Below are 20,103 nucleotides of genomic sequence, written 5' to 3' on the forward strand. Positions count from 1 at the left end.
CGCCTCCGCAAACGCGTTGCCACCCATAAATGCGAATCGAAAAGATCACCCTTCTACCTGGGAATAAAAGGACAGAGGGGTGGTTTTTTATTATAAGATGTGGTCAAATACCTTTTGAGGGTGGCTTGGTCTCAATCGCTGCGAGATACTGGAATGTACGACTCGGGGCAACATGACGAGAAGGGGTCGATATTTCACGTATGATAGCCCGCACAAAGCATAACGCTGGTTTCACGCTCGCCGAGCTTTTGATCGTGATTGCCATCATCCTCGTCCTCGCCGCTCTGGCAATCCCCTCGATCATCACCGCGCAGAACAACATGCGCATGCTCGAACTCAACAACGCCGCTGAATCCATAGCCAACGCCGCCCAAACCCAGATGACCGCCAAGAAGGTGGCGGGCTCGTGGCTGGCGCTCGTAGAGAACGACGACGGCAAGAACGTCTATCCTGCTGCCAAAAATGCGACCGATGAGGATATACGGTACATGGTGGCATCCAGCTCGGGGTCGGGAACTGCGGCGGTGGAGGGCGCGCGCGACAACGACATCATCCCTTCGCTCTCCATCGACGACGGCGTTCGCAACGGCGATTATGTCATCGTGTTCAAGAAGTCGACCGCTTCGGTAGTGGCCGTCTATTACACCGATGGCAAGACGGGTTTTTTCGGCTCGTCGCCGCAAGGCGGCACGACCGCAGCGCAGATCTACTACGAGAACGAAGGCGCCTCCACCGATCAAACAACGCGCATGAACCACAGCCCTATGATCGGCTACTACGAGGGAACCCCCGCTAATGCCACCAACGAGGTTGCCCTGAAGAAACCCGTCATATGGGTGAGCGAAGAGGGGATACTATGCATTCAGAACGCCAACCTGCTCGGCGACAATAAGAAAATGAATACAGCGCTCGAAGCAACCATCTCCAAAAAGGACGATTCAAGCGTTGCATTCAAGATATCAGGATTGGATGAAACGGCCCAATCATGCGTGGTGAGCAAAAACGACGGTTCGGACGGGCTGCTTATCTCTAATTCAGGGAAGATAATATACAAGCTTGTTTCAAAAGATGTCGCAACCTCATCCACTACCACACCCGACGCAGCCACTCCTTCTGGCGACGTGTTTGCTATCGACCTCAACGAGCTCAAGAAAGCGATTGATGAAAAAGCTGATGCAGTCGAGCTCGCAATGGTGATCGATCAGTTCGAGGCCGGCAATGACATTGAGACGAACGCCCGCGTTTTCTCTGTTTCTCCCAGCATTCCGGTGACGGCGCGCGCGTACATACAATGGCCGGGGAAAGTGGCGAAGCTGTCGCTGTATATAACGAACCCCGCATTAGATTCCGTAAAAAATGAAGATCATGCGACGGCCAAACACATCGAGGGGACCTACAATGCGCCGGAAGTAAAAATGGTTGCAGCGAGCGGAGCGGATATTGTTACCGGTATCGAAATCCAACCCGACAGTGAAACATTCGCCGTAAAGGCAAACGATGTCATAAAAAACGAGAACATTGAAGCCACTCGCCAGGCGTATTCCGGCGGGTGGGTCCGTCTCGCCAAGGCCTATGAACAGAAAGCCAACGTTAAAGCGACCGTGGGGTCGTATTCAACCAAGCCCCTTACGGCCGATGACGGTACGATCATCGCGGCCGGTACGACTCACCAGTATCAAATCTATGAAATGTGGGTCAGTCGCGGTGATGAACGCGAACGTGTGGGGTACCTGAGCAAGAATGCATGGGTATGGGAAGAAAGCGACGCGGCCGATACGTTCAAAAACTGCGTGATAGGGCTTGACGGAGGGAACGTCACCACCAATGTAACCTCGGTGACCATAGATGTTGAGAAGCTCTACGAGTCCATAGAAAACCCCGACGACGAAGGGTATGGCGTCTATCTGCGAACCACGCCCAACCTGGAAGAGGTGCAAAAGTTCTTCTCTTCCGAAGCGGAAACGAAAGCTATAGCAGGCGAGCTTTCCTGGGACAGCCAGAACGGCGTGAAAGTTGGTCGTACGGGTTGTCGTGGCCAGAACCATGGCAAGGGCATCCGCATGGCGTTCGAAAACGAGTTCGGGGCGCCCTCGACGGTGGCAAGCTGGAGTGCGACAAGCTATCAAGGCGAATCGGAAATGTCGTCGATTGCCGGCAAAGCCTTCCCGGCGTCGGGCGATCTGCGTATTTACTATTCGGCAACGCCGGCTATCGCTTGGGGTGACGGATCGTACAGCGGCAATTCCCTGTATACCGCTTTGCCGAGTGCCGTGCTCTGGCTTTTCGAAAAGCAGACAGGCGGAAGCTTCGCTAATCAGCCGGCAGCGTTTGTGCGAGATTCGCGTTTAGGACCGGACAACAACTTCGCTCTAACGAAGTCGGGCTCCGCTGACTTCGAGATACCTACTGAACGCGATTACCTGTTCTATCGTGTTCTCTGCTACTGTGACGAAGATGGCAACCGGCTGGCTGATTTCAAACAGCAGGATCAGTACGTTCCCTATACCGCGCAAGACGATGCCGCCTACGCCACTATCGCGCCTGGCCCGACGAAAGAGGGTTATATTTTCACCGGCTGGAAAGTTGAGAGTGCGTACACCTACAACAATGGCGAAAAAACTCTCTCTATTCCGGCTGGTGCCAAAGTGAGCGACTACGACAATATCCTCGCCTTTGGCCCCGTCGTCTTGAAGGCGCAGTACGTAAAAGTGGGTGTAGGACTCATTTACGCAGAATTTGGTGATGGTGGTAATCTCGTAGGATGGGCGGGTTACATAAGCAACAGTCAGGGCGAATTTGAAGGCAACAAGCTAACAAAATACGGCGTTGAAATTGCCTCCTTTGGCTATTACGTTGTGGTTTCTCATGGCCAGGTGCCTACCACGGTAAATGCAAACGACTATCAGGAACGATCATTGCAGAAGCAGCATGAAAACGTCGATCTTGTCGGCGATGGTGCCGGCTATGATCTATATAGAATCGGAGGTTATTCGTCGGCCTCTGTGAACGGCTATAGCCCAATGCGCCGTGAATCCCGTACAGTGACCTATCGATGCGGAGATCAAGAGGAAACCTACACTTTCAACCTCAATTTTGCTGCAGCCGTTGTCAAAAAGGGCGACGAGTCGGTCGATTCTCCTTCGGATTGGGGTACGGAGCAATCGCCGTGGATCGTGCGCCATGGCATGCAATTCCCAGGAGCCCTTCCCTGGAACGAACAGGGTAATTCGGTACAAGCTGCATATCAGAACGCTTGCTTCAAGCAAACGAATGACATTGATATGGCTGTAACAACGGCCAGCTTGGCAAACAAATACGAATGGACATTCAGGGGATCGTACGATGGGCAGGGATTCTATATCTTGAACCTCCACAGTCGTTTTCTCGCCGGTGGAGCGGGTATCAGAATGCAGGATACGAACACGATAGCGTGGGGACTCTTTACGTGTGCAGTGGGTGCGTCGAAAGAAAAACCTTGCAGGCTCAGCAATGTGATTATCAAGGAAAGTCCTGGTGAATGGTCAATGGCCGCGAGTATCGGGTTTTCGGTTGGCATGCTTGTGGGCTATACGGAAAACTGCGAGATAGAGCGTTGCCAAGTCCAGGGCTCCGGAGCAACTGTTTCGATGGCATCTTCTTATAACAGTGGACCGGCATGCGTTGGGGGTTTGGCGGGCGAAGTCGTTTCCTCGGTCATCCGAGATTCTTCTGTTGACAATTTGGATTTGAAGCTTTCGGCGAACAGCAATTGGATCAAAATACCTTGCATAGGTGCATTGGCCGGTCGCATGTCGGATTCGACTATCAGCTCAAGCGAGGGGATTCCCATACTGGTTGCGTCTGACGTCACCCTGACGATTTCTACCGCTCCTAAACCGGGATCGGGGATGCTGTCGTTCGGAGGCGTGGTGGGCATTGCGGACGACAGCCAAGATACGTCGAAAATAATCAACTGCTATGCTCGTCGGGTTTCAATGAGCGGCCCTGTGCAGACTGGCAAAGAGGTCACAGCCTACTTCGGTAGATACGTGGGCACGTATTATGGTACAGGAGATCCAATTTCGGGAAATGGGTATCCTGAAAGCATTACTTATCGTTATGGAGAAGACCCCGAACCCTACCAATCGGTGGAAAACGACATCGGTGGACGCTCATGAGGCGTGCTTGCTTGCATGATTTAAATTGCTTGCGTAGGACAGTGACGGCCAAGCTCCGTAACACCTCAGGCGCATCTATCATCATCGCGTTGGTGTTCTTCCTCATTTGCGCCATCATTGGATCGGTGGTGCTGACGGCGGCATCGGTGCAGGCCAAGGCGGCGCAGACTCATACGACGGCGCAGCGGCAGGAATATGCGGTAAGCTCTGCTGCGAGCGTTTGGGCGGATCAGTTGGGGAAAGCTTCGGTGACATGGACCTACGCGTCTAACGATCAGACCAAAACTCCGTCAGCTTCGGTAACGGGATCGGACTTCGCCAAAGCTCTATGGGATAAATATGCTTCGGACGCATGGAGCGTATACAAGTCGCGTACTGGCGATCCGCTTGTAATAGGACGTGACGATCCCTTCACATTCAAGTCGGGCGACGTCAGTGGGTTTCAAACAATGTATGGGGTTGTGTCCATCGATTCTGACTTCAACGTCTCGGTCGAATTGTCCACCGATTCACATATGGCGCCTGATACCGAATACAACCTCACGGTGTTCCTGCAGTGCATTCCCACCTATGACTTCCAAGGCGCATTGAAGAAAATCGAGTGGGATGCTCCGGTTATCACGAAAACCGAAGCACTGGCGAAAGACGGTGGAAAATGATGGGCCGTTGGAACACCCTTCGCTGTCTGCGCCGGTTTTTTGCCAACGTTCGTGGCGACACGCTGGTGGAGGCTCTGGCAGCTTTGCTCATTGCTGCGTTGGGAGCGGCTGCCCTTGCGACGATGGTTATGGTAGCCGTGAGCGCATCCACGACAAGCAAAGCTGCAATCGATAGCTCGTACAGATCTGAGAGCGGCTTGGCGGCGATGTCGGATCGCACGAGCGCAGGGACCCTCTCCATATCCGGAGGCGGACTTGGGAACTCATTCTCTGTCGCGCTCGATGTATACGTCGATGGCGGCTTTATGCGCTACGAGCCTTCGACGGGGGGAGGCGGCAACTCGTGAGTACGCACGGTTTCCTATGTCGCCTTGCGGCGAAGCTACGTGACAACCGTGGCTTCATGTTGGCGGAGCAGCTGGTCAGCGTCATCTTCATAGGGTTGCTCGGCATTATGGTGGCGGCGGGAATCGGCGCGGCTATGTCGGCTTACCTGGGCATCACGGAGCAAACACAGGCCGACCACGTGCTTTCCCAAGCCGTGGAGGTTGTCAGCGACGAGCTGGCGTTCGCGACGTTCGAGGATGACAGCGCTGCCGTGCCCTACAACGACCCGCCGTTCGTCAGCCGCACCACCAACACGCTGGTGCAGCTCGTTGACGGCAGCGATTCGGATCGCGGCATCGTGCTCAAGTACGCTGGCCCCACAGGCGGCGCCACGCCCGCGCCATCCCTCATCGTGCCCGCCTCAGGCAACCTCGTCCCGAAAATAAGCAACGTCACCTACACGCAGACGAGTAAAACATGGACGTTCACCATCACCGTAGACGGCACGGCCGTTTCCGGTTCAAACACCACCACGATGACCGTGAAAAGGATAGGATCGTAAATGGCATACAAGCGCTTGGGAGACGTGCTGACCGATGCGGGGCTCATCACCGATGAGCAGCTGGGGCATGCGCTCGCGCAACAGAAGGAATCGAAGCGGCGCCTCGGCGACGAGCTCATCGCCGAAGGGGTCATCACGGAAGCCGAGCTCATCGAGGCACTGCAGATGCAGCTCGGCATCGAGTTCGTCGACCTCTCGCAGATCGACCTCGACCCCGAAATGAGCCGCGTCGTCTCGAAGAACGTGGCGCGCCAGTACAACGTCGTGCCGGTGCGCACCACGCCCGAAGACGTGTACCTAGCCATGAGCGACCCGCTCAACTTCATGGCCATCGAAGCGGTGAAAAACGCCACGCGCAAGCGCGTCGTTCCCATGGTGGCCACGAGCGATTCGGTCATGCGCGCCATCATGACGCTCTACGGCAACGAGGGCGCCGCCCGCGCCATCGAGGAGATGAAGCGCGACGCCCGCGCTGCTGGAACCGATGACGCGGGGTCGTTCCAAACCTCCACGCTGGGCGACGACGCCGATGCGCAATCCGCCCCCACGGTTCGTCTGGTGAACAGCATCATCGAGCGCGCCGCCACCGAGCGCGCCAGCGACATCCACCTGGAGCCGCGCGAGCTGGACCTGCATGTGCGTATGCGCATCGACGGCGTGCTGCGCACCATCCTCACCGTGCCGAAAGAGCTGCAGGCGTCCGTTATCTCGCGTCTGAAGATCATGGGCGGCATGAACACGTCGGAGCGCCGCGTGCCGCAGGACGGCCGCGCGAACATCCGCCTGAAGAAACAGGACATCGACCTGCGCATCAACACGCTGCCCACCATCCACGGCGAGACGGTGGTCATCCGCCTGCTCGACAAGAACGAGTCGCTGTTCGACCCCAAGGGCATCGGCCTCGCGGGCGGCAACCTGGAGAAGTACAACCGCCTCATCCACGCGAACAACGGTATGGTGCTCATCGTGGGCCCCACCGGGTCGGGCAAAAGCTCCACCATGTACACGATGATCCGCGAGCTGAACGACGACTCGGTGAACCTTGTCACGCTGGAAGACCCCGTGGAGTACAACATCGACGGGGCGAACCAGGTGCAGATCAACGAGAAGACGGGCATGACGTTCGCCAGCGGCCTGCGCGCCATCCTGCGCCAAGACCCCGACATCGTGGCCGTGGGCGAGATCCGCGACGGCGAGACGGCCGAGATAGCCATGCGCGCCGCCATCACCGGCCACTTGGTGCTCTCGACCGTGCACACGTTCGACGCGGCCTCCACCATCGACCGCCTTATCGACATCGGCGTGGAGCCCTACCTCATCGCCAGCGGCGTGCGCGGCATCATCTCCCAGCGCTTGGTGCGCCTGGTGTGCCCGCACTGCCGCGAGGAGTACGCGCCGGATCCGGAGGAGTTCGAGGCGCTCGGCATGGCGTACGATCCGAACGCGAAGTTCTACCGCGGCGAAGGTTGCCCCATGTGCTTCGGCACCGGCTACCGCGGCCGCACGGGCGTGTTCGAGATCCTGGTGCTCGACCGCGCGCTGCGCGCCCGCATCACAGGCGGCGCCACGCGCGAGGAGCTGCAAACCGCCATCGAGCAATCGGGGTCGTACCACACGATGGGCGACAGCTGCCGCGAACTCGTGCTGCACGGCGTGACCACCGTCGAGGAGGCCCGCAAGACCATAACGGCGCTGGAGTAAAAGGCGAGATCCTTCGACTCCGCGCTACGCGCTCCGCTCAGGATGACAGGCAGTGAGCAAGCGAAGCGCTCTGGGTTGCCTTCAAGGCAGAGAAATACCCCTGGTTGTCATCCTGAGCGAGCGAAGCGAGTCGAAGGATCTCTCGAAGAAGAAGGACCGCAATATGAACATCGAACAACTCATCTCCCATGCGCACGATGCGAACGCCTCCGACGTGCACCTGGTGTGCGGCTTGCCGGTGAAGTTCCGCGTGAACGGGCATTTGGTGAACGCGGGCATCGACGGCGACGCGCCGCTCACGCACGAGGCGTGCGAGCATTTGGCGCGCGATCTGGCCGGCCAAGATTACGCCCACATCGAACGCAGCGGCGAGCTCGACCGCGCCGACACCATCGCCGGCGTGCGCGTGCGCGTCAACCTGTTCCGTCAGCAGGGCCACGTGAGCGCCGCCCTGCGCCTGCTGTCCGACGTCATCCCGCCGCTCGAGTCGCTCGGCCTGCCCCCCGCCGTCATGGACTTCCCGAAGATCCAGCGCGGCATCGTGGTGGTGACGGGCGAAACGGGCAGCGGCAAATCGACCACGCTCGCCGCGCTCATCGACACCATCAACCACACGCGCGCCGAGAACATCATCACCATGGAAGACCCCATCGAGTACATCTACACGCCGGATCGCTCCATCATCTCCCAGCGCGAGATCGGCCAGGACACGGAAAGCTACCACAACGCTCTGCGCGCCGTGCTGCGCGAAGACCCCGACATCATCCTCATCGGCGAGATGCGCGACCTCGACACCATCCAAACGGCGCTCACCGCCGCCGAGACGGGGCACTTCGTGCTGGCCACGCTGCACACGAAGAGCGCCGCCGACTCCATCGACCGCATGGTGGACGTGTTCCCCGAGGGGCTGCAGCGCCAGATCCGCATGCAGATATCCACCACATTGGTGGCGGTGCTGTCCCAGCAGCTGCTGCCCAGCCGCGACGGCCAGGGCCGTGCGCTGGCGTGCGAGCTCATGATGGTGACGCCCGCCATACGCAACCTCATCCGCGAAGGGAAAACGCCGCAGATCCAAAGCTCGCTGGCCACGTCGGCCGCAGCGGGCAGCGTCACCATGGACAACGCGCTGCTGAACCTGTACCGCAACCGCGCCATCGACGCGCAAACGGCGCTCGAGGCGGCCCACGACCTCGACTACGTGAGAAAGAACGTTCGCTAATGCCCACTTTCACCTACACCGGACTGTCCGACGCGGGCGAGAAGATCACCGGCGTCGTGGAGGCCTACGACGAGATCGAGGCCATGGAACAGGCGCGCGACCTGTGCCGCATCGTGCAGAGCGTCAAGGAGGTGCGTGAGGGCAAGAACCTGCTCAACATGAACATAACGAAGCCGCGCGCCAAGCCGAAGCAGCTTGCCATCATGTGCTCGCAGTTCGCCATCATTCTGCAGGCGGGGCTCTCCATCGCCCGCGCCGTTTCGCTGGTGGCCGACCAAACCACCGACAAGTACCTGCACCAGATACTGGCCGAGGTCGCCACTGACGTGGCGAGCGGGCACGGACTGGCCGACAGCTTCGAGAACAAGGGCCCCGAGCTGCCGCGCGTGCTCGTGGAAACCGTGCGCGCCGGCGAGGAGAGCGGGCATCTGCCCGAGAGCTTCACGCGCCTGCACAAGTACTACGACAAGCGCGCGAAGGTGGGCGCGAAGGTGGCCAGCGCGCTCACGTACCCCATTTTCGTGCTGATCATCGCCGTCGTGGTGGTGGCCGTGATGATGGTCATGGTCATACCCGCCATCGCGGGCATGGTGTCGTCGCTGGGCACCGACATGCCGGGCATCACTCAATTTTTGATTGACGCTTCCAACTGGATGTCGGCGAACTGGCTCATCTTGCTGGTGGTGCTGGTGCTCGTTGTGGTGGGTGCGCGGCTGTACAGCAAAACCGAGGCGGGCAAGACGATGCTCGCCAAGATGAAGCTGAAGATTCCGGTGCTGGGCGTGGTGGGCGAGTACTCCGGCGCCTCCCAGTTCGCGAACACCATGTCCACGCTCATCGCGGCCGGCCTGCCCATGACGCGCGCCGTGGCGGTCACGGGGCGCGTCATGGGCAACTACGTGCTATCGCGCGAGGTGGGACGCATGGAATCGGGTTTGGAGGAAGGCCGTACGCTGGGCGAGTGCATGGAGCAGTGCCGGTACTTTCCGCGCACGCTCGTGGAGATGTGCGCCGTGGGCGAGCAGACCGGCGAGCTGGAGGCCACGCTGGACACTATGGGCGAGTTCTACGACAACGAGACGCAGCGCGTGACCGACCGTGCCCTGTCGCTCATGGAGCCCGCGCTGCTGGTGCTCATGGCGCTGTTCGCGGGGTTCATAGTCATAGCGCTTTACCTGCCGTTATTCACTATGTACGCGAACATGTAGGCGGTTATGCTACCGGGGCTGTGTTAAATGGTGTATCATCGTGCACACTGTGAAGGGGTCCGAGTTCCGACGGCGCGAGGCTGTCGGAGAAAGAAAGGAAAGCAATCGTGAAGGAAATGATCAAGAGGGTGAGAGAGGAAAAGGGCGGCTTCACGCTGGCCGAACTGCTGATCGTCGTGGCGATCATCCTCGTGTTGGTGGCCGTGGCTGTTCCGGTGTTTACTGGGGCTTTGGACAACGCAAATACGGCCACAGCGCAATCAAACTTAGGTGCAGTTCGATCTTCGGCTGGATACAAAGCGGTGTCTGACAATGAAACGACGTTCCCTCTGTACTACGAGGCAAAAATTGACCGTCATGGAAAACTGACAGATTTGAAGAAGTCGGCTTCAACTACGGAAACAACCGAAGCCAACATCAAAGATTGGCTTTCTGGCGACGATCCGACTTATACTGTAGTAGTAAAGATTGAAGATGTCGAGGCTGTGACTTCGTAGCTAACCTTGTCTCTCCCGCTCAACATCTTCACCACCACGCAAGCGGCGATCCTTATCGGGATCGCCGCTTTGCTCGGTGCGGTTATGGGCAGCTTCATCAACTGCCTGGCTTGGCGTGTTGCCAACGGTGAAAGCGTGCTCAAAGGTCGCAGCCATTGCACGAGCTGCGGGCACGCGCTCGGAGTGCTCGATCTCGTTCCCATCGTGTCGTGGCTCGCGCTGCGCGGGCGCTGTCGGCACTGCGGGCAGCGCGTCAGCCCGCGCTACGTGGTGGTCGAGACGGTTATGGCCGCGCTGTTTGTCGCGCTGCTCGTCGTGTACGGTGTGGGCGTACCTTGGTTGGCTTATGCGGCGCTCGCCTGCATCCTCATGGGGGCGTCGCTCGTCGACCTGGACACGTTCACCATCCCCAACGGCTTCGTGCTGGCGGCGATCGTCGTGTGGCTGCTCATGATGGCCGCGTCGGCCGCAGGGGCCGTGGCTTGGCCTTTGGTGCCCGAAGGCGCGCGCGTCGCCTCGTCTTCTGCGGCCGTCGACGTGCTCATGGCTGGCGGGACCTCCGGGGAAGCCGTGTCGATGTTCGGCGTGGGAAGCATGTTCGTTCCGCTGGTGGGTGCGGGCTGGCTGGCCGGCCTGCTCGACGGGCTTGCCGGGGCGGTGCTGGTGGGCGGCGGCATCCTGTTGTTCTCGCTCGCGTTCGACGCGGTCACGGGCAAAATGTCGCTCGGCGGCGGCGACGTGAAGCTGCTGTTCGCCGTCGGGCTGTTCCTCGGCGTGGCCCTGTCGCTGCTGAACCTGCTGGTGGCCTGCGTGCTGGGCCTGGTGTTCGCAGCGATTCGCCTGCGCTCGCCGCAGGGAGGTGCGGAGGTGCAAGACGCGGGCGACGGTTCGCCCGGCGCCAAGGCTTTCCCTTTCGGGCCGGCCATCGCCGCGGCCGCCATGCTCACGGTGCTCGGCGGCCCCTTCGTCCTCACCTGGTACGTCGGACTGTTCTAGCGTTGGTTCTATCGTCTCCCTCCCCTGTCATCCTGAGCGGAGGCGGCGCAGCCGCCGGAGTCGAAGGATCCCGTGCGGTGCCAACTGGAAGCGCACGGAAGCGCACGTGAGCTTCTTTTGATGAGTGCGGCATCTTGTTGCAACAACGGCGCGATATTCGCTGGTGAATGATATAAACTGTCCCTAAAGGGAATGCGGGATCGAAAGGACTTCTCCGCATGGGTAAAACGTACACGGGGGTCGACATCGGCAACGCGAGCGTGAAGCTGGCGGTGTGCGACGGCGACGCCGTTAGAACCATCGTGGTCGAGGCTTTGCCGGAGGGGCTGATGGCCGAAGGCCGGCTCGTCAGCTTCGACGCCATGGCCGATTTCATCAAGGCGTTGGTGAAGCGCACGGGTGGCGTTGCGAAGGATGCGGCGCTCGTGCTGTCGTCGGCCGACTGCCTGGTGCGCCGGCTTTCCGTTCCCGCCATGACGGAGAAGGAGCTCGAGCTGAACCTTCCCTACGAGTTCCGCGACTACATCGCCCAGGGCAAGGACCGCTACTACTACGATTACGCCGTGCTCGTCACGCGCCTCGATTCCGAAGGCGTGCCGGAGAGCATGGATCTGCTGGCAGCCGCCACCATGAAGCAGACGGTGGACGACTACCTGGAGATGTTCCGTCGCGCCGGCATGCGCCTGCGCATCGCAACGCCTTCGGCCGCGGCGTTCCAGAACCTCGTGGGCGGCAACCCGCGCGCGCTCGCCAACTGCTGCGTCGTCGACTTCGCGCACACGGGAACCAAGCTGCACTTCTTCGCGGACGGCGCGTACGACGTCACGCGCGTCATCGACATCGGCGGGGCCGACATCGACCGGGCCATCGCCGCCGAGCGCGGCGTGGACGTGCACGTGGCGAACGGCTACAAGCTGGCCGATTACGAGGGCGTGCAGCAAAGCGCCGCGGCCTTCGAAGTGTACGAGTCCATCGCGGTGGAGATAGGGCGCGCGCTCAACTTCTACGGCTTCAACAACCCCGACACCAACGTCGAGGTGGCGTACTGCTGCGGCGGCGGGTCGTCGTTGCAACCGCTGGTGAACGCGGTGGCGGCCCATCTCGACATCGAACTGCGGTCCGTCGCCGACATCATGCCCGAGGCAAGCGGCGACGACGATCTGCGCGCGCAATGCCCCGGCGCCGTGGGCGCGACCATGAAGGCCAGGTGATCGCTGTGGTCGATCTCAACCAGAACATATCGTTCGGCTCGTTCGGGCGAAAAAAGGAAAGCGGCGCTGCCGCGCCGGACCCTGGAGCGCCTTCCGGCGCTCCAGGGTCCGGCCGCCGCGCTACGCGCGGCGGCCGGGGCAAGGTCGTGTATCCCACCAAAACGACCATCAATCTGGTCAAGCAGGAAGCTGCCCAGGGCAACATAGCCGTGCAAGTGGGCCTTTTCCTGGTCGTTATCGTGCTCATCGGCGTGTTCGCGAAATTCGCCGTGGTGGACCCGCTTGCAAGCGGCCTCGACAGCTCGGCGCAAGTCTCGGCCGCCCAAGCGCAGCTCGACGAGTTGGTAGCCGCGAACGAGAACTACGCGACCCTCAACGAGAAGTACGCGCGCTACGTGGTGACGGGCCTGACGGACGACGAGCTGAGCCTGGCCGACCGCAACGCGCTGCTCGACCTCATCCGGTCGAACCTCATGTCCGTGGGGTACCTGTCGTCGGTCAAGGTGGTGGGCAACACCGTGACGGCAACGTGTTTGGGCGTCGATCTGACGGAGGTGTCGCGCTTGGTGGAGCGGCTCGAGTCCGACAGCCGTGTGTCGCACGTCACCGTTTCCACGGCCCAGGGCAAAGACGACGCGGGAACGTCGGCGACCATCGAGGTCACGCTCAAGGACGCGCTTGATACGGAGGCCGGAGCGGCTGCCGGCGGAGCCGGGGCCGCAGCGTCCGGCACGGCGGCGGGAGAGGGGGCCGGCAATGGCGCGGCGTAGCATGTTGAACCGGTCTTTCTCCACGCGCGAGAAAGTGCTCATGTTGGTGTTGGCGGTGTTGCTCGTAGCGGCGTGCTACTACTTCCTCGTCATCAAGAACGTGGCCGACACGAAGCTCGAGAACGATCTGCAGCTGCAGGAGATACAGCAGCAGATAGACACGCAAACGGCGCTGGCCATGGCGCGCACGCGCATGGAAGGCGAGCTGGAGAAGCTCGGCGACGTGAACAAGCTTCCCGTGGTGGCCACGTACGACAACATTCGCAACGAGCTCGACGAGCTGAACGCGCTGCTCGCGGGCGTGGGCACCTACGACGTGAAGTTCGGCCAGCCCGAGCTCGAGGGCGAGCTGGTGCGCCGCCCCGTCACCATCACGTACACCGTGCCGAGCTACGATGCGGCGCTCAATATCGTGCAGTCGCTTCAGAACGGTTCGTATCGCTGCGACATAACCGACTTCACCCTCACCGGCAAGATGCTCGCCGACGGCAGCATCGAAAGCGTGAACGCCACGCTCGACGTCACCTATTTCGAAACGACGCGGGGCGCCACGAACCTCAGCGGATTGGCGGAGGGCAAGGCCTCCTAAGCGCGCTATTTCCTTGCGACCTTCTCCAGCACGAACCGGTCCTTGCCCTCTTCCTTCGCGCGGTAGAGGGCGCTGTCGGCTTGCTGGTAGGCGTTGCGATACGAGATGGGCTCATCCTTCAGCTCGACGCCGCCGATGCTGAGCGTGATCGAGTGCTCCATGTCGGCCTGGTCGACGTACGCCACGCCCTCTCCCACGATGCGCGCGCACCGCTCGACCAGCTGGTCGTGGTCGATGGATCCGTTCAAGCACACGGCGAACTCGTCGCCGCCCAAGCGCCCGACCAAATCGTTCGGGCGGAAGGCCCGACGGAGGGCTTCGGCCGTCTGCCTGAGCGCTCCGTCGCCCGCCAGGTGCCCGTACGTGTCGTTCACGCCCTTGAAGTTGTCGGCGTCGATGATGAGCAGCGCTCCCGCCTTGCCCGCGGCCAGAAGCTCTCCCGCGCGCTCCTTGAACGTCTCCCAGTTCAGCAGCCCGGTGAGGCCGTCGTGATGCGCGCGCTTGGAAAGGTCCATGCGCTCGCGTACCTCGTCGTCGATGCGCACGACCTTCCCGATCACCGAGATGGGCCGCCCCTCGTCGTTCGTCACCAGGTTCGAGATAATGCGGAGCCAGCCTTCGTCGCCGTTGGCGAAATGGTACGGCAAGTCGGTCACCAGGCGGTTCGGCGAAGTGAACGCGTCGAGCATCTCCGGGTCGGAGTTGACGGCTATTTGGGCATGGGCGTGGTGAAGGACGCGGTACGAGCCGTCTTCCGATTGCTCGCTGGCGGGTATCTCGGCGATGGCCTCGGGACCCTTCGGATTCGACAGGATCAGCGTGTCGTTTTCCATGGAGTACTCGAAAAGCTGCTCGTTCGTCAAGCCGTAAAGTTTTTGGAAGCGCCGGTTCTCCTCGCGCATGCGCCGTCCGGCGCGCGTGCGCGTGCGCAGGTACAGGGCCAGCAGCACGATAACGACCATCAGAAGCGTGATGCATCCCGCCGCGATTTCGAGCAGGTGGTCTTGCAGGAACAAATTCACCTGCTCGCTTTGGTCGATGAGCGCGTTGTCGTACATGATGGAGTCGCGTTGCTCGGCGGGCAGGCCGCGCAAAAGCTTGTCCACCACGAGTAGCAGCTCCGGCTCCACGGGGCGCACGAAACCGAAGGCGGTTGTGCTGGTGATGGTGGATTGCGGCAGGGTGAGCACGTTGCCCAGGTTGCCGATGCTCGTGTAATACGGGGCCGTGTACGTGTTCGCGTACGTGTAGTCCGCCTCTCCGTTGTTCACGGCTTCGAGGCAGGCTTCGATCGTGTCGTACACCGCGATGTTGTCCCTGTTCTTGGCAAGGGAGGAAAGCTCCCAAGGCACGGCGAGCTTCTTGGTGGGGAACTCGTCGGGGTTGATGAACTTGTTGTACACGATAAGCGTCGATGCGGTGAGGTAGGGGGCGGAAAGCGACAGGTCGAGGCTTTCGGAAACGCTGTAGTTCGCGTCGATGCCGGCCACCATATCCACGTCGGCCGCTTTGATGGCCGCCGCCATGTCGTCGGATCGCTCGAGCGGGACTATCTCGAACTCCAGGCCGGCCATGTCCGACAGGTAGTCCAACACGCCGCGCGTCACGCCCTTGAGTTCTCCCGTGGCGGGGTCGATGGATTGGACGGGCTGCTTGTCCGACAGCACGCCCACGCGCAGCGACCGATGGTTTTGGGCGAACGCCAGCTCGTCTTCCGTCAGCGCGTAGTTCTCGTTCGATTCCATGAAGTATTTGCTGCGCAGCGTGTTCTGCAGCGTCGGATCGCTCTCGTTGATGCGGGCTATGGTCGCGTCGAGCTCGTCGATGATCTCGCGCTGCCCGTGCGGCGCGGCGAAGAAGTAGGGCCGGGCGGCGAACCAGGCCACCATGTCGAACCCGTCGTGCACGTTCACGTCGACGTCGAGGAGCGCGTCGGCCTCGCCGGAGAGCGCGAGGTCTTGCATCTCCTCGAGCGACGTGCATTCCACGGTTTCGAGCTTCAGCTTGTTCTGGCTGCAGAAGTATTCCAGCTCCTCGCGGCGCTGCTTGGCGCTCTGGTACAGCGCCACGCGCAGCGTGCCGCGCGTGGCCAGGTTCGTTTGCGTGAGAGCGCCGTTCGACGGCGCGAACAGCGCGGTGTGGGCCGTGCCGTAGCTGTTCTGGGGGTACTCGTACAACTCGGCGAGCTGCTCGCTGTACACCATGTTGCCCTCGAGGTCCACTTCCCCGGTGTCGAGCATGTCCAAAAGGGCCAGCGCGCGCTCGTTTTCGGTCTCTCCCTGCGCCTCAACGAACTCGTAGGTCCATCCGGTGTACTGGGCGACATGCACGAGGTAATCGTAGGCGTAGCCGCTGAACGATCCGTCGTCGTTGCGCTCGATCATGCCTTTCAGGTTGATGTACCCCACCTTCACCACGCGCTGCTGCGCAGGTTCTGCGGCGTTCGAGGCGGCTTCGCCCGTTTGGGCGAAAGCCTGGCTGACCTCGGCGGTTGGGAGGGTGGGCGCGAGGGTGAGCATGCATGCCAAAAGCATGGCGATCGCGGACCGCGTCATAACGGTCGAATATGGCGATCGGAACCGGCTTATGGCGAATACCCCCTCAGCGAAATGCGCGAACCCCGATGGGCTCGTCTCAATTCGTAGCGCATGAAGATGATTATAACTCCCCCCTGTTGATGATACCGGCGGCGTAGCAGATATCGGTTGATTCAATATTTTGCTGGATGCGCGATGCCGCCGCCCGCCGCGCCCCGTTTGGCTCGAAGCGGCGGCGTTGCGCATGGTCGGCGAAAAAGCTGGGGGAAATGCGGTGCGGTCGCTTGACCCGGACGCGGCCGACCGGTACAATATCGTTCCACGTCCTCACGGACGCTCATGTGGTCGGGTAGCTCAGTTGGTAGAGCAGCGGACTGAAAATCCGCGTGCCGAGGGTTCAAGTCCCCCTCCGACCACCACGCTATCAAAAGCGCCCCGCGAACCAACGGCTCGCGGGGCGCTTTTTCGCTTGCGCGCGGCTTCCCGTCTCATTCCCGGTACAGGCAGACCTGGTTCTTGCCGCGCTCCTTGGCTAGGTACAGGGCCGCGTCGGCGTGCTTGTACAGGTCGTAGAACGAACGGCCGTCTTCGGGGAAGCGCGCTATGCCCATGCTTGTGTGCAGATCGACGGAAGGGTCCTCCTCCCTGCAAAGGCGCGCTATGCGTTCGATAACGTCTTCTCCATGGGCGAGGACATCGGCCGACGACGCGCCGCATGGCTCGACCGTCACGAACTCGTCCCCTCCGATGCGCCCCACGAGCTTGTCGGCGTCCTGCTCCTGCAGCGCGCCCGCCACCGAAACGAGCATGCGATCGCCTACCAGGTGGCCGGCTCGATCGTTGATGTCCTTGAAGTTGTCGATGTCGATGATGGAGAACGCGAAGTGGTCGTCCGGCCCGGCGTGGTCGAGCGTGGTTTGCGCCATGCTTTCGACGGTGATCTTGTTGTACACGTTGCACAGCAGGTCGGTGCGCGACTCGTGCACGAGCTCGTCGCGCTCGCGCTTCTCCGCGTCGATGTTCTTGATGCGCCCGAACACGGTGGTGGGCTCGCCTTCGGATGTTTCGGCGCAGTTGACCGAGAGCGAGCACCAAAGGTACTCCTCGTCGCCTTTGGGAGCGATGCGCATCTCGATGGGGGAGGGAACCTCGCCGCGCTTCGCCTGCTCGATGCTGTTCTCGATAACGGCGCGGTCGGCTTCGGGCGACAGCGCCAGCTGCTCGGCGAGCGTCTTGCGCGGCGGCGCTCCCAGCTCGTTTTCGTAGTTGTCCGTGAACTCGACGATTCCCGTGTCGACGTAGAGGTTGAACAGCACGTCGCCCCAGCTTTTCGAGGCGGTTTGGTAGCGGTTCTCCAAAAGCAGCCCTCCGCTCTGCGCATTGGGCCCTTCCACGGTCGTCACCACGGACACGAAATAGCATTCTCCGTTTTCGTCGGGCTCGCTCAGCTTGGTCTTCGTTTCGATCCAAAGCAGGCGCCCGTCGCTTGCGCGCAGGCGGTAGCACAGGCCGAATTCTCGGCCCGGCTTTGCCGCTTTCTTCACGGCGGCCAGCGCGGTTGGTATGTCGTCGGGATGCATGAGGTTGAGATAGCTGTTGTCGAACCGGTCGCGCACCTCTTCGCGCGTGTAGCCGATGACGGCAAGGAACTCGGGAGACAGGTATTTGACGGTGAACCGGTCGTCGTCGGCAAGGCATTTGATGGCGGCCGGCGCGTCGTCGAGGATCCCCCTGGTCATGGCAAGCTCTTTGGCGACGCGAAGGCTCTTGCGCTTGAAGCGGTCGGTGTCCATGATGACCACGACGAGGTACGGCGTGCCGATTTTCGGCCTTACGACGTTGCCCGTGCCGGTGATCCACAGGAAGCTGCCGTCGGCGCGCACGATTCTGAACTCGATGAGCACGGTGTCGCCCTGCCCGAGCTGCCGGCGTATCTCTTCGTTCACGGAGGCCATGTCGTCGGGGTGCACGATGGCGAGCGCGCGGTTGCCCAGCTTCGTGGCTATCTCGGGCGCCGTGTAGCCCAGCATGCGGCGGTAGCCCTCGTTGCAGGTGATGAACGTGAAGTTCTCGTCCATGGCCACCTGGAACACGCCCGCATGGGCGCGGTCGATGAGCTCGCTGGGCGACAGCGGCTGCACCGGCTGCGCGCGAGCGTACACCAGCGAGGCGACGTCGCTCGCGGCTTTGCCCTGTTTGCGTCCGTCCAAGTGCTTCTCCTCGAACGCCGCGGCGTCGAGCGGCCGATCATAGAGGTACCCTTGGATGTAATCGGCTCCCAGCGCGCGCACCACGCCGAGCACTTCCTCGGTCTCGACGCCCTCCACGCACACGGACAGGTTCATGCGGTGGCACAGATCGATGATGCTCGACACGATGCGCTGGTCGTTCACGTCGTAGGTGATGCGCTCCAGAAAGCTGCGGTCCACCTTGAGTTCGTCGGCGGCGATGACGCGGAACAGGTTCAGCGACGCGTAGCCGGTTCCGAAATCGTCGAAGGCCACGCCGAAGCCCTGGCTGCGCAGGAAGTCGAACGTGCCGCCAAGATCCGCCGCGTCGGTGATCATGCCGCTTTCCGTGAGCTCCAGCATGATGTTCCGCGGCTCGACCCGATGGGTTTTCGCGGTTTCCACGATGCGGAACTTGAAGGACGGGTCGTCCAGCACGTACTTCGAAAGGTTGATGTTCATGACGAACGAGGGGTCTTTCGCCGTCCAACGCGCGGCCTTCTCGAAAGCTTCGTCCATGAGCCACGAGGTGGCCATGCCGATGAGCCCGCTTTCCTCCAGGTACGGTATGAACTCGAAAGGCGTCACGCCCTCGGGGAACAGCTCGTCGCTCCAGCGCATGAGCACTTCGCAGCCGTGCAGCTCTTCGGTTTGCGCGTCCACGATGGGCTGGTAGCGGGCGGAGAACCCTTCGAATCCGTGGGCTATGCAGGCCTGAAGCGTTTCCATGAGAAGCAGCGTCTTGTGCGACGCTTCGCAGAGTTCGGGCGTGCACACGGTGCAACGCCCCCGGCCTCGGCGCTTGGCGTCGATGAGCGCAATGTGCAGGTTGCGGTAGAGCTCGTCGGGAGTCAGGCCGTTGTCGGGGTAAACGCAGATGCCGCCCGAAACCTTGAACGCCACAACCGCGCCCTCGATGGTGAACCCCGCTGTCGTTTCAGCGAGCACGCGCGCGAACAACGCGCGGAGCGCGTCGGCGTCGACGACGCTGGGGATGATGGCGCCGTAGCAATCGCCGTCGAATTGAAGCGTTTCGGCGTCTTCGGGAAGCAGGTCGCTCACGAGCTCCGCCAGCTTGTCGAGAACCAGGTCGCCGAACGCGTACGAGTACAGGTTGTTGATGCGGTCGAAGTTGTCGACCCCCACGGCTAGGACGCCGAACGGCGTGCCGGTCCGCACGTATTCGCCGAAGCGGGCGCGCAGGGCGCCCTCGCCGCTTGCCAAACCAGCTTGCGCGTCATCCGCATGCGAGACTCCCTGACGGGGTTGGGCATCCGGGCGAGCTTCTCTCATGCGGCCACTTCCTCTCGAGGCACCAGTGCGGTTACGCGCTCGGCTCAGGTGCGGCGTTCCGGTCGGGTTCGCATGCGGGCGCCGGATCGTCGTTAATACCTAAGCTGAAAAGTGGGATATAAGTATAGCGACTGGTTGGGGCGGAGAAA

13 protein-coding genes and 1 tRNA gene are annotated in these 20,103 nt (G+C 61.2%); 12 read left to right on the forward strand and 2 right to left on the reverse strand.

The genetic code is table 11. From position 1 onward, the window contains the following. Nucleotides 1-200: 200 nt before the first annotated feature. From HCH03_RS01340 to HCH03_RS01390, 11 genes are all read left to right on the forward strand, one after another. Nucleotides 201-4,157 (forward strand): type II secretion system protein, encoded by a 3,957-nt coding sequence (locus tag HCH03_RS01340; RefSeq protein WP_221688043.1) that lies wholly within the window; start codon nt 201-203, stop codon nt 4,155-4,157. Between the two features lie 41 nt (nt 4,158-4,198). Then, nucleotides 4,199-4,816 carry a hypothetical protein gene (locus tag HCH03_RS01345; RefSeq protein ID WP_221688044.1) on the forward strand — a complete coding sequence of 206 codons (618 nt, stop codon included), beginning with the start codon at nt 4,199-4,201 and terminating at the stop codon, nt 4,814-4,816. A gap of 343 nt (nt 4,817-5,159) precedes the next feature. Beyond that, complete coding sequence (locus HCH03_RS01350) at nt 5,160-5,705, forward strand: hypothetical protein (RefSeq protein WP_221688045.1); 546 nt, start codon at nt 5,160-5,162, stop codon at nt 5,703-5,705. After that, on the forward strand, nt 5,706-7,406 hold the full coding sequence (locus HCH03_RS01355; protein ID WP_221688046.1) for a GspE/PulE family protein: 1,701 nt from the start codon (nt 5,706-5,708) through the stop codon (nt 7,404-7,406). A 163-nt stretch (nt 7,407-7,569) separates the two neighbouring features. Further along, nucleotides 7,570-8,625 (forward strand): type IV pilus twitching motility protein PilT, encoded by a 1,056-nt coding sequence (locus HCH03_RS01360; protein WP_185904028.1) that lies wholly within the window; start codon nt 7,570-7,572, stop codon nt 8,623-8,625. Further along, nucleotides 8,625-9,833 carry a type II secretion system F family protein gene (locus HCH03_RS01365; RefSeq protein ID WP_221688047.1) on the forward strand — a complete coding sequence of 403 codons (1,209 nt, stop codon included), beginning with the start codon at nt 8,625-8,627 and terminating at the stop codon, nt 9,831-9,833. Before HCH03_RS01360 ends, HCH03_RS01365 begins: the two co-directional genes overlap by 1 nt. A 116-nt stretch (nt 9,834-9,949) precedes the next feature. Next, nucleotides 9,950-10,330: a type II secretion system protein gene (locus HCH03_RS01370; RefSeq protein WP_246599561.1), complete on the forward strand. Its 381-nt coding sequence runs from the start codon at nt 9,950-9,952 to the stop codon at nt 10,328-10,330. 84 nt (nt 10,331-10,414) lie between these two features. After that, nucleotides 10,415-11,326, forward strand: coding sequence for a prepilin peptidase (locus HCH03_RS01375; RefSeq protein ID WP_246599441.1), 912 nt, complete (start codon nt 10,415-10,417; stop codon nt 11,324-11,326). A 218-nt stretch (nt 11,327-11,544) separates the two neighbouring features. Beyond that, nucleotides 11,545-12,537: a pilus assembly protein PilM gene (gene pilM, locus HCH03_RS01380; RefSeq protein WP_221688050.1), complete on the forward strand. Its 993-nt coding sequence runs from the start codon at nt 11,545-11,547 to the stop codon at nt 12,535-12,537. Further along, nucleotides 12,534-13,307, forward strand: coding sequence for a hypothetical protein (locus HCH03_RS01385; RefSeq protein ID WP_221688051.1), 774 nt, complete (start codon nt 12,534-12,536; stop codon nt 13,305-13,307). Before pilM ends, HCH03_RS01385 begins: the two co-directional genes overlap by 4 nt. Before the next feature lies 1 nt (nt 13,308). Beyond that, nucleotides 13,309-13,896, forward strand: a complete 588-nt coding sequence (locus HCH03_RS01390; protein WP_246599443.1) for a hypothetical protein — start codon at nt 13,309-13,311, stop codon at nt 13,894-13,896. A 5-nt stretch (nt 13,897-13,901) separates the two neighbouring features. Here the strand turns inward: HCH03_RS01390 and HCH03_RS16530 are convergent, their stop codons facing one another. Then, nucleotides 13,902-16,451, reverse strand: coding sequence for a GGDEF domain-containing protein (locus HCH03_RS16530; protein ID WP_281421036.1), 2,550 nt, complete (start codon nt 16,449-16,451; stop codon nt 13,902-13,904). A gap of 325 nt (nt 16,452-16,776) precedes the next feature. Here HCH03_RS16530 and HCH03_RS01400 point away from each other — a divergent pair. After that, nucleotides 16,777-16,852 (forward strand) — tRNA-Phe (locus tag HCH03_RS01400). A gap of 69 nt (nt 16,853-16,921) precedes the next feature. Here the strand turns inward: HCH03_RS01400 and HCH03_RS01405 are convergent. Continuing rightward, nucleotides 16,922-19,954: an EAL domain-containing protein gene (locus HCH03_RS01405; protein WP_221688052.1), complete on the reverse strand. Its 3,033-nt coding sequence runs from the start codon at nt 19,952-19,954 to the stop codon at nt 16,922-16,924. Nucleotides 19,955-20,103 lie beyond the last annotated feature (149 nt).

It is taken from the genome of Gordonibacter massiliensis (ex Traore et al. 2017) (genome assembly GCF_019731765.1).
Classification (GTDB): Bacteria; Actinomycetota; Coriobacteriia; order Coriobacteriales; family Eggerthellaceae; genus Gordonibacter; species Gordonibacter massiliensis.

Coding starts and splice junctions, on each gene's coding strand:
- HCH03_RS01340 (WP_221688043.1), top strand. CDS start 201: ATGATAGCCCGCACAAAGCATAACGCTGGTTTCACGCTCGCCGAGCTT.
- HCH03_RS01355 (WP_221688046.1), top strand. CDS start 5,706: ATGGCATACAAGCGCTTGGGAGACGTGCTGACCGATGCGGGGCTCATC.
- HCH03_RS01360 (WP_185904028.1), top strand. CDS start 7,570: ATGAACATCGAACAACTCATCTCCCATGCGCACGATGCGAACGCCTCC.
- HCH03_RS01365 (WP_221688047.1), top strand. CDS start 8,625: ATGCCCACTTTCACCTACACCGGACTGTCCGACGCGGGCGAGAAGATC.
- HCH03_RS01370 (WP_246599561.1), top strand. CDS start 9,950: ATGATCAAGAGGGTGAGAGAGGAAAAGGGCGGCTTCACGCTGGCCGAA.
- HCH03_RS01375 (WP_246599441.1), top strand. CDS start 10,415: ATGGGCAGCTTCATCAACTGCCTGGCTTGGCGTGTTGCCAACGGTGAA.
- pilM (WP_221688050.1), top strand. CDS start 11,545: ATGGGTAAAACGTACACGGGGGTCGACATCGGCAACGCGAGCGTGAAG.
- HCH03_RS01390 (WP_246599443.1), top strand. CDS start 13,309: ATGTTGAACCGGTCTTTCTCCACGCGCGAGAAAGTGCTCATGTTGGTG.
- HCH03_RS16530 (WP_281421036.1), bottom strand. CDS start 16,451: ATGACGCGGTCCGCGATCGCCATGCTTTTGGCATGCATGCTCACCCTC.
- HCH03_RS01405 (WP_221688052.1), bottom strand. CDS start 19,954: ATGAGAGAAGCTCGCCCGGATGCCCAACCCCGTCAGGGAGTCTCGCAT.